This is a genomic window from Actinoallomurus acaciae (genome assembly GCF_042429965.1).
Classification (GTDB): Bacteria; Actinomycetota; Actinomycetes; order Streptosporangiales; family Streptosporangiaceae; genus Actinoallomurus; species Actinoallomurus acaciae.
The window spans coordinates 1-10,725 of record NZ_JBHLZP010000283.1 but is presented as its reverse complement, the minus strand read 5'-3'; the positions used below and the strand labels follow the sequence as shown (position 1 = coordinate 10,725).

Below are 10,725 nucleotides of genomic sequence, written 5' to 3'. Positions count from 1 at the left end.
CCACCGCACACACACCGCGCTGGGAGGCCGACCACCCGCCAGCCGCATCCCCAACCTCACGGGACAGTACACCTAGCGGTCGCTGTCGGTCTCGGCCGGAGGGTGGATGCCGAGCTCGTCGAGGAGCGGCCACAGGCCGGCCATGGCGGCCTCGGGGTCGCGGTAGAAACCGCTGCCGCGGACGCGCCAGAAGCGCCAGCCGAGGCGTTCGAGGACGTTCTGGCGGCGCAGGTCGTCCTCCCACTGGTCGGGACCGTGGAACTTGTCGCCGTCGCACTCGACGGCGAGTTTGCGGCCGCCGCCGCGGACGACCAGGTCGATGCGGAGGTTGCCGACGCGGTGTTGCGGGGTGACGAGGTAACCGCGGCTCAGCAGCATGCGCAGCACCCGGCGTTCGAAGTCGGACTCGCAGCGTGCCTCCAGGTCGCGGGCGACGTCGGGGGAGCGCTGCCCGTCGACGGCGTAGCGGATCAGGTGGGCGCGCTGGTCGTCGGGGCCCAGCTGGTCGGGGCGGACGCTGTGGAACACCCACATCTGGTCGCGGGCGCGGCTCGCCGCGACGTTGATCCGCTGCTCGTACGTGCGTGAGGTGAACGCGCCGCGGTTGTCGTCGGCGACGACGCTGATGAAGACGACGTCGCGTTCGTCGCCCTGGAAGCTGTACGCGTCGCCGCACCGGAGCCGGCGGCGCTCGTACTCCTCCGGGCCGAGCTTGTGCAGCAGGCGCTCGTCGATGAGCTGGGCCTGGCGGCTGGTGCCGAGCAGGGAGATGACGCCCATGCTCCGGCCCTCGTACGCCGGGTCGGCGCAGCACTGCACCAGTGCGTCGACCAGGGCGTCCGCCTCGGCCTCGTTGACGTTGCCGATGTTCAGGTCCTGGCGTACGCCGTCGGGCACGTGGACGGCGCGGACGATGGGGCCGGGCAGGCGGTCGGCGGTCTCCTCGCGGAGCGGCTGGATCTCGCCGCCGTAGTAGTGCTGGGAGGAGAACTCGATGATCTGCGGCAGGCAGCGGAAGTGCTCGCGCAGCCGTACGACTCCGGGGAAGAGCCGGGCCGAGGCGTCGTACAGGCTCGACTCCAGGTCGAGAAGCAGCGCGTTGGGGAAGTCGCGCAGGTGGGTGCGGATGAGTTCGTCGACCCGGCTGCGGCCCGTGCCGATCGCCGACGGGCTGATCTGCTTGTCGTCGCCGACGACCACGAGCTTGTGGCCGAGGCCGAGCAGGCCCAGGGCGAACGTGTCGCACTGGCTGCTCTCGTCCACGATCACCACGTCGAACAGCGGCGCGGCGGCGGGATCGAACGACTCCACCACGCGGTAGTACGGCATGATCCACACCGGTACGGCGCCCATCGCCTCGGGCATGAGCCGCTGGGCCTCGGCGCGCCACTTGCCCGCTCCCGCGCCCGTGCCCTTGCCGATCTTGCGAAGCGTCTGCAGCCAGCCGACGAGGGCCTGGCGCTGCGTGTGGCCCAGGTTGCGTTTCATCGCGAGCCAGGCCGAGCGGCGGGTCAGATCGAGGGTGAGGCGGCGCTGTTCGTCCTGGGCGGAGTCGAGCCGTCGCTGTACTTCGGTCAGGTCGTCGGCGTCGATGATCTGGGACAGCCAGGTCTCGGCCTGCCGCCACTGCCAGAGCAGGTCGAGCTGCGCAGGATCGCCGCACTCGCCGACGTCACCGCCGGTCGCGCGGATGCGCTGTGCCCAGCGGGGCGTCGCGGTGGCGAGCCGGTCGTGCAGTGCGGTGAGGCGCACGACCTCCGGGTGGAGGGCGGTGAGGCGTGCGGCGGTCTCCAGCGCGGAGTCCCATCGGGCCCAGTCCGTGGCGAGGAGGGCGTCCAGCAGCTCGCCCCACAGCGGGCTCGCCGCCGGGCGGGTGCGGGCGGCCGACAGGAACTCGCCGAACCGGGCCAGCTCGCTTCGCAGCGCCTGCTGCCGGTGCCGGGCGCGCAGGCCACCGAGTACGTGGGCGAGCCGGTGCAACCCATCGGGCGACGGCCGTGGGGGAACGGCGTCGGCGGACACGACGTGCGTGAGGCGGGCACGCAGCTCGGGCCAGCCGCGGGTCTCCCACGCCAGGGCGTCGCCGACCTGCGCGGTGCGCTCGTCGATCCAGGTCTCGATGGCGGTCACCGGGGGAGCGGCCGGGGCCGACAGGGCCGCGACGAACTCATCGGTCCAGAGCCGGGCCAGGCTCTCGCGGATCACGCCCAGCCGGACGTAGGCGATGATCCGGTCGACGTCCGCGACCGTCTGCGGCGGGGCGTCGTCGATGGCGACCGTCTTGAGGAACTGGGCGAGAGCGCGGTTCGCGAGCGAGGAGACCTTCTTGTTCTCGGCGTACCGCCGGCGCAGCTGGTCCAGCAGGGCCAGCGTCTCGCGGGAGGAGACGTCCGCGGGGAGGCCGATCCGCGCACCCGCGATCATCGTGCGCAGCCGGGCGCACTCGTGGGACTCGCGCCGCAGGCGTTCGGTGTGACTCGCCCAGAGGTCCAGCCACTGCCGGTTCTGGGCCACCTGGCCGCGCAGGCGCGCCAGCCAGTCGTCCTGGAGTCCGGACAGGAAGGCGGCCGCCCGACCGGTGTCGTCGGCCAGGCGCTCCAGCTCGGCGTCGCCCATGGCGTCGATCCGCGCGAGGTCGGTGGCGTAGTCGCGGTAGTCGGCGAGAAGCGCGCCGAGGCGGCTCAACTCGTCGTGCTCGCGCGCCAGCGCCGTTCCGGACGGAAGCTCGGCCGGGCGCGGCAGGTCGGCCGTGCACGCGATCGCGTCGTCGGCGCCGATCCGGTGGGCCAGTGTGAACAGCTCGGTGAGCTCGGGGACCGTCAGCGGGCCGCTCACGCCGGGCGGGAGAGCGTCCGGGATGCGGCCCAGGGCGGCGTGATGCCGGGCCAGCCAGTCGGCGACGAGCCGGGCGCGGCGCGCGAGGCCGGCGACCTCGAAGACGGCCTGTTCGCGCTCGAGGCCGCCGCGCAGCCGCTTGCGCAGCCGCAGCACCCCGGCCTCGACCTCATCGAGCCGCGTGCGGAGCGCCGCCACTGCGGCGGCCTCGCGCGCCTCGTCGACTCCGTCGGCGGCCGCGGTGATGGCCTGTACCGACCGCTGCAACTCGGTGAGGTGCGCGGACGAGGACCCGAGCACGGCGAGCGACAGGTCGCGCAGCTCAGTGGGGATCTTGTCGCGGAGCACCGCGAGCGCCTGGTCCTTGTGTGCGGTCACCAGCACGCGCTTGCCGTGGGCGACCAGGTGCGACACGAGGTTGGCGATGGTGTGGCTCTTGCCCGTGCCGGGCGGGCCCTGCACGGTGACGCCGCTGTGCGTGGCGAGCTTGCGGGCGATCTGCTCCTGCTCGTCGTTGGCCGGCAGCGGCATCAGGAGCCGGTCCGCGACCTGCTGCCACTCGCCGGAGCCGGAGCCGGCGTCGGGGATCCGCTGGGCCGCGTCCTCTCCGGCGGTGAGCGCCACCATCGGGGCCGGGAGCGCCTGGCCGTTCTCCACCGCCCGTCTCATCTGCTCGAAGAAGCGAAGGAACATGACGCGGCGCCTGCGGACGACCACCCGCCACGTGTCCGCGATCGTGGGAGCGTCGGTCACCTCGGGCAGGTCCGGGCCGTCGACGAGCCTGGCGTCCAGGCCCAGAGGCGCCACGAGCCGGCGGTAGAGCGGGATCGTCTCCTCACCCGACCAGACGTCCACCGGCTCCTCGCGCAGCCGTTCACCGATCCGCCCGAGGCGGCCCAGGTCGGCCACCCCGAGGCCCTGCAGGCAGTCGAGTTCGAGAGCGGGGAGGCCGTCGGGGACGATCGACAGGTCGCCGGACTCGTCGTCGAAGACGATCCGGACCTCGCTCACCAGCATCGGGTGACAGACGCGGTGACCGCCGACACGCCACCCGAGCGGCCCGTGGCCCCACACCAGCTCGTGCGTCGCCTCGTTCGTCCGCAACTGCTGCCGCAGCCGGAACAGCGTGTCGTAGAGGCGCCGCGCGAGGACCGCCGGCCGGGCCCGCAGCGCCCACGGCTCCCAGACGTCGGTCATCCAGGCGGCGAACGCGTCCTCGACGCGGCTCGGCCCGTCGGGATCATCGGCCGGCGGGTCCAGCCGAGGTGGCGTGTCCGGGTCGTCGATGACCGTCTCGCCGAGAAACGGCGCCAGCGGGCCCGGCAGCGCCGGGGGCGCCGGCTTCGGCGTCTTGGCGACCCGGAGCCACGCCTCGCCTGCCGCGGGAGCCAGCCGTACGGACGGGTGCGTCCCGACATCCGCGGGTGCGACCGCCAGGTCGTAGTCACCGACATGGCGGACGGGCTTGGCGTACACCTCCTGTGCGAGCGCGCTCAGGTAGTCGTACAGATGCGTGATCCGGTCGCGAGCGTCGACGCCGTCCGTCATCAGCCGTCCCCCGTTCGTCGCACCGCCCACCGCCATCGTGACGATGACCCCCGACAGATGTGACGTTGCGGCGGCCTTCCCGGATCACTTTCAGCGGTAGTCGATGGTCGCGGCGCTTCGGATCGACCGGGCCGGGACGGTCACGGTCAGCGTGCGGCGGTCCGGATCGTACCGCCAGCTTCCGGCCGGCGCCGCGGCGCCGTCGACGCGTACGGCCGCCGGGGCGTTCGCGCCGGTGAAGACGGCGGTCCACCGGCGATCGGCGACCTGGCCGCCGAACGAGCCCTTCGCCGCTCCGATCCGCAGCGTGTGGCTCTTCTCCGTGTAGCGCACCTTGGTCGTCGCCGCCTTCGGGGACGCGGACCGGCCGTCGTCCTCGTACAGCGAGTACGTGCCGTCGGCGCCGGTCGACACCGTCAGCGTCACCTTGTCCAGCGGGTTCTGCACGTCGTTCGTCACGTTGTCCGTACGCGTCGGGACGATGCCGCCCGCCTTGACGAACACCGGCATCGTGTTCCAGTCGCTCGTCACGTTCTGCGTGGACGGGCCCGTGTACGTCTTGCCGGTGAAGTAGTCCGTCCACCGGCCCGGGGGGAACCACACCGGCGTCGTCGTCGACGTTCCCGCCGACGTCGCCGGTGCGACCAGGACGTCCGAGCCGTAGAAGTACTCGCGCGACGCCGCGTCGTAGGCGCCCGGCTGGTCCGGGTACTCCACGTACGTCGCACGCACCACCGGCACCCCGGAGACCGCGGCCTCGTGGGCCAGCGTGTACGTGTACGGCACCAGGTCCTCGCGGAGGTTCAGGAACCTCTCCGCCGCGGTGCGCGCCTGGTCGCCGTACTGCCACGGCAGTCGGTCGCTGTGGTTGCCGTGCAACCGCAGGATCGGCTGGAACGCGCCCAGCTGCACCCACCGTACGTACAGGTCATCGGCGAGGTGGGACGGGCCGTTGAAGCCGCCGATGTCGTGGCTGACCGCCGACAGGCCCGTGGCCGCCGACTCGCCCGGTGTGTAGCCCACCTCGAAGCGCAGCGTGTCCCAGCTCGACGTCGTGTCGCCGGTGAAGTGCACCGTCGTCCGCTTGTCCGCCCACGGGCCCGTCGGCACCCCCGCCTGGCCGCTGTAGCCGCCGGCCTGCAACGAGCCGAACGCACGGGAGAAGGCGAAGCCCCGGCCCACGTTCTTGGCCGTGTCATCGGCGTACTGCTGGTTGATCCACGCGTCCGGGGTGACGCCCGCGAGCGATGAGTAGGAGTCCTCGCAGCACCAGTCCAGCCACCAGAAGTCCGCTCCCTGCCTCTCCATCGTCTGGTGCAGGTCGAGGTACGCCTTGAGCTGGTCCGGGTCGCCCCAGTCGAACACGTGGCAGGTCTGACCCTGGGCGGCCGAGCAGCCGCTCGCGGCCAGCTTCCCGCCGGCCGTGGCCTGGGCCTTCGCGTACTGCGCGTCGTCGCTGGCGATGCTCGGGTGGATGTTCAGCGTGTTGTGCAGCCCCTGGGCCGCGGCCCAGGCGAAGAAGGCCGCCGGGTCGGGGAACTTCTCCGGGTCCATCTCCCAGCCATCCCAGGTGGAGGGCGCCTTGTAGTCCGTGTCGGTGACCAGGACGTCCAGCGGCACCCCCTCGGAGCGGAAACGAGGCAGCACGGTGTTCTCGTAGTCGGCGGCGGTGAAGTCGTGGTACTCGGAGAACCACACGCCGTACGCCCACCGCGGCAGCAGGTTCGGCGGGCCGGTCAGCGTCGCCAGGTCGGCCAGGCCGCTCTTGTAGTCCTGCCCGTACCCGAACAGGTACGAGTCCTGGTACGTCTTCTGGCCGGGCCGCTGGTGTACGGCGCGCGTCGCCGGGTCGTACAGCGCCGACGCGGTGTCGTCGAGCAGGTTCCAGCCGTCGCGGTACAGCAGGCCCGGTGTGGTGACCGCGCTGCCGTTGACGCCGTCGAGGCCGCGCCGGTACCCGCCCAGCGGGCTGTGGGCCGGCAGCACCGACGACGTGGCGGAGGTGACGGCGACGGTGTCGAGGTTGACGTGGCAGCTGTCGGCGGAGGGGCAGCCGATCGCGACGGTGTCGGAGCCCTTGGTCAGCGTGACCGGGATCGTGGCCGTCGACCAGCTGTCCCAGTCGGCGGTCACCGGCAGGACGGTGGAGGTGGCCGCCCCGCCGTTCACCGCGACGGAGACCGTACGCGCCGAGCCGCTCGCGTTCGCGTACCGGACCTGCAACGCGTACCGGCCGTCGGCGGGCACGTTCCGCAGCGCCACGCCGTCCGTGGCGCCGGCCTGCTCCAGACCGGCGACGAAGCCGCTGCCGGCGTAGCCGTTGTGGTCGGCGCCGACCTTGGCCCCTCCGGTGAGCGCACCGTCCTCGGCCTCGCAGACGGTGCCGTAGTCGCAGGGGGTCGCCGTGGCGGACGGCGACGGGTACGGCGTGCCGGGCGGGGTGACGGCGAGGCTGTCGATGTTCACGTTCCCGGAGTCGTCCGCGCGCCGGGAGACCACCAGCGTGTGCCGGCCGGCGGACAGCGACAGCGACAGCGAGGCGAACGCCCAGGTGTTCCAGTCGGCGGTCGTCGGCAGCGTGAGCGTCGCCGCGTCGCCGCCGTCGACGGCCGCGCTCAGCGTCCGGGTCGTGTTCCCGCCGTCGCCGCCGACGCTGTTGGCGTAGCGGAGCCGCAGGTCGTACGTGCCGGCGGAGGGCACGTCGAGCCGGTAGGTGAGCGAGGCGCCCACGCTCTGGAAGCCGGCGGCGAACCCGGTGCCGGTGAACCCGGTGTGGTCCGAGGCGACGCTCACGCCGCCCGCGAGGGTGGTCCTCTCCGCCTCGCACAGCGCGCCGACGGCGCAGCCGGCCGGCGCCGGCCAGGAGGGGTGCGCGGTCACTCCGGTGCGGAGGCTCACCGACACGTTCTGGGCGGTGAACGGCCCGGAACCGACCTTGTACCGCAGGGTCAGCCGGTCGGTGGCGATGGTCAGCCGGCCGTCCTTCACCTTGTGCGTGAAGGACGTGTTCGCGAAGTCGTCCCGGCCGATCGCGTTGAACGTCGTGGCGTCGGTGAACCTGCCCTCGCCCGCGTACTCCATCCGGATCAGCGTGGGGGAGAGGACCTCGAACCGCGCGTCGCCCGAACGGACCGCCCGGTGCTGTGCCCCGCGGCCGGGCGAGGCGCCGGCGGGTGGCGCCACCGCGAGGGCGAGCACGCCGGCCAGCACGGCGCCCAGCGCGACCACCTTCGTGCGCAGCGGCCGGGGCCGCCACACTCGTCCAACCCGCCGGCGAGCCGCCATCATCCAACGCCTCCGGTGTTCGAAAATGTTGAACTGACCGCGCAACAGGTGATCAATCACCCGGTGCAGACGCAAAATGACACGCGATCGGACAAAGATCAAGAGGTTGCAACGCGCCGGGATCGGCCAGGTCCGCCGTCGGCCGTGCCCGTGCTCCCCGTCTTCTCAGGTGATCAGCCGCAGCCCTCGAACTGCGGCACCGTGGTCGTCAGGTGCAGGCCCGTCGTGCCGAACCATCGCCGCAGGAGCTCGGTCGCCGTCCCGTCCAGGTACATCTCCGTGATCGCCTTGTTGATGTCCTCGCAGCCCGTGATGTCGTCCTGGCGGATGCCGACGCCGTACCGCTCGTCGGAGATGGGCGCGTTGACGAACCGCACCGACTGGCCCTTCTGGGCGGCGAATCCGGCGAGGATCAGGTCGTCGGTGGAGATGGCGTCGAGGCTGTCGTCGGTGAGCTTGGTCATGCAGTCGCCGTACGTCGCCGCCTTGACCACGCGGGCCGGCACGCCGCGTTCGACCGTGACGCGTTGCCAGGACACCGACCCGGTGACCGCGCACAGGCGCCGGCCGGCCAGGTCGCGGACGTTCTTGATGCCGGTGTCGCTCGCGCGGACCAGGGTGTCCTGGTGGGCGACGTAGTACGGCCCGGCAAAGCCCACCTTGGTCTTCCGCTCGGGGGTGATCGAGTAACTGGAGATGACGAGGTCGACCTTGCCCTCCTGGATCGAGCTCTCCCGCTGGGAGTACTGCACGACCCTGAAGTCGACCTTCTTCGGCTTCTTCTCCATGTGCGCGGCGATGTAGCGCGCCACGTCGATGTCGAAGCCCTGGAAGGTGCCGTCGGCCTGACGCAGGCCCAGGCCCGGCTGGTCCTTCGAGACGCCGATCACCAGGGTGTCCTTGTCCGCGACGGACGTGCCGCCGCCGGTGCCGCACGCGGCCACGGTGAGGAGCAACGCCAGCGCGGCGCCGATTCGACCTACTCGCATGACTCGCTCCCCTTACCGGAACTCGGACAGCCGCGGGCGTACGCCGACCAGGACGAGGATCGCGATGACGACCGCGGCGGCGGGCAGGCCGACGCTCCAGCCGCTCAGGCCGTGGTCGCCGTCGCGGATGGCGCTCGTGAACGCCTTCTGGTGGATCGCGGTGAGCGCCACGAGCGACTGGTCGTACGTGGCGAAGTCACGCGAGGCGGTGTCCATGCGCAGGACGATCGCCTCGTGGCGTCCTCCCGCGGTGGTGGCCAGCGTGCGCAGGCGTGAGTCGTCGTGCTGGACCGTCTCGTACCCCTGGAGGGTCCGGTCGACGGCGGCCCGCTGGCCCGGCAGCGTGACGTGCTGCGACTCCAGGCCGAGGAAGCCCGTGAAGCCGCTGTGGGCCGCGATCCGCGCGTCGACCTGCTGGTAGTACTGGCGCAGGTTGCCGGCCGTGACGGAGAGGATCTCCTGCGACTTGTCCAGGTAGACCTGTTCGTACGTGTCCGCCTGATCCGGGTCGAGCAGGTATCTCGTCTCGTCGGCGTCGGCGTTGTTGCTGATCGCCCGCGCCCGCGACAGCGACAGCACCGAGTCGAAGCCGTCGTTCTTGGCCTTGCTCAGGTGGTTCGCCTCGCTCGTGAGCAGGCCGACGGTGGCCGCGACGAGCACCAGCGAGGCCAGTGTCGCCAGCGCGAGCACCGGGTTGACGACCCGGCGGAAGCGGCGGGTCAGGTACATCTGGAGCCCGACGAGGATCGCGATGAGCACGAGGCCGGTGATCACCACCCAGGCGATCCCGTCCAGCACCGCCGCGTGCTTGGACTCGTAGGTGCGCCGCACCGTCGTGCCGTTGTCGAGCGTGAGGTTGTACGCCTTGGGCAGCACGTCGAGCTTCATCAGTTCGGTGGCCTGCCGGTACAGCGCGCGGACCTGCGTGCTCGGCGGCCCGGCCGCGTGGGGCTGCTGCTGGTCGAGTTGCAGCGCCTGGCCGGCGAGCTGCTCGTACCGGCCCAGCGCGTCGAGGATCGACCGCGCGGTCTGCTGCTCGGCCGGGTCGCCGCTCGCCAGGTTGGAGCCCTGGAGCAGGGCCCGGTGCGCCTCGGAGCGCCGCTGGTCGTACACCTGCAGGGCCTTGGCCCGGCCCGCGCCGAGGTTCTGCTCGCGGCCCATCAGGAGGACGGCGGCGAGCTGGGCGTCCATGTCGCTGAGCGCGTAGTAGAGGTCCCCGGTGGCGACCACCTGCGGGCCGGCGTCGTGGCCGATGACCTTGAGGCCGTCGCGGGCGTCCTGGACGGCGAGTGCCGCCACCGTGAACACCGCGGCGACGGCCAGGATGGCCAGGAACGCGAGCCCCCGGATCCGTCCGGGCAGTGTCCGGATCCGTACGACCCGGGTCACGCCGGCCAGGCGCGCCGGCGGCCGGGACGGCGGAGCTTCTGTCATGGTCACGGGCCTCAGCCCTTCCGCAGCGTGATGGTCGTCCAGACGCCGACGTGGATGCGATCGCCGTCGCGCATCGTCACCTCGACGTTGATGGGGATCGGCTCCTCCGAGCCGTTGACGGTCGTGCCGTTGGTGGAGCCCGGGTCGACGAGGGACACCGTGCCGTCCGGCCGGGAGAGCAGGACCGCGTGCGTGTGCGACGCGCCCGGGTCCTCCGGCGGCTCGCTCAGGTCGATCTCCGGGACGGTGCCCTGGGAGACGCTCCGCCGTCCGATGCGCACCTGGGGCCGGTCCAGCGGGATCCGGCGCTCGGGACAGTACGGCGGGAAGGTGAAGGCGCCGTTCGCCTCGTTCTGCCGCAGCACCGCGTCGTAGTAGTCACGGTCGGCGACGACGATCGCCGTCCACGCGGCCGGCTTCGAGGCGCCGGACCCGCTCGCGCCCCACTTGCCGGTCTCCTCTTCGTCCGACGGCACCGACGGCACCGAGGGCGCCGACGACTCCGGGACGGGCGAGGGCCCGGTGCGCACCGGGCCCGTCGCGTCCGAGCGCCCGGCCCCGATCGCGAAGTCGTACCCGCAGCCCTCGCAGAACCGGCCCGTACGGGGCGCCGCGCAGTCCGGGCACGGCTCGC

The 10,725-nt window shown here is 72.2% G+C and carries 5 protein-coding genes; all 5 read right to left on the bottom strand.

The features are described from left to right. Positions 1-72: 72 nt before the first annotated feature. On the bottom strand, positions 73-4,383 hold the full coding sequence (locus tag ACFFNX_RS30480) for a PDDEXK-like endonuclease domain-containing protein (protein WP_378209319.1): 4,311 nt from the start codon (positions 4,381-4,383) through the stop codon (positions 73-75). 90 nt (positions 4,384-4,473) lie between these two features. Then, positions 4,474-7,641, bottom strand: coding sequence for a TIM-barrel domain-containing protein (locus tag ACFFNX_RS30475; RefSeq protein ID WP_378209318.1), 3,168 nt, complete (start codon positions 7,639-7,641; stop codon positions 4,474-4,476). Between the two features lie 200 nt (positions 7,642-7,841). Then, on the bottom strand, positions 7,842-8,657 hold the full coding sequence (locus tag ACFFNX_RS30470) for a glutamate ABC transporter substrate-binding protein (RefSeq protein ID WP_378209317.1): 816 nt from the start codon (positions 8,655-8,657) through the stop codon (positions 7,842-7,844). 12 nt (positions 8,658-8,669) lie between these two features. After that, positions 8,670-10,091 carry a GlnX family signal transduction membrane protein gene (locus tag ACFFNX_RS30465; protein WP_378209316.1) on the bottom strand — a complete coding sequence of 474 codons (1,422 nt, stop codon included), beginning with the start codon at positions 10,089-10,091 and terminating at the stop codon, positions 8,670-8,672. Positions 10,092-10,102: 11 nt separating this feature from the next. Beyond that, positions 10,103-10,725 (bottom strand): FHA domain-containing protein (locus ACFFNX_RS30460; protein WP_378209315.1); only part of this gene is annotated, 623 nt, incomplete at its 5' end.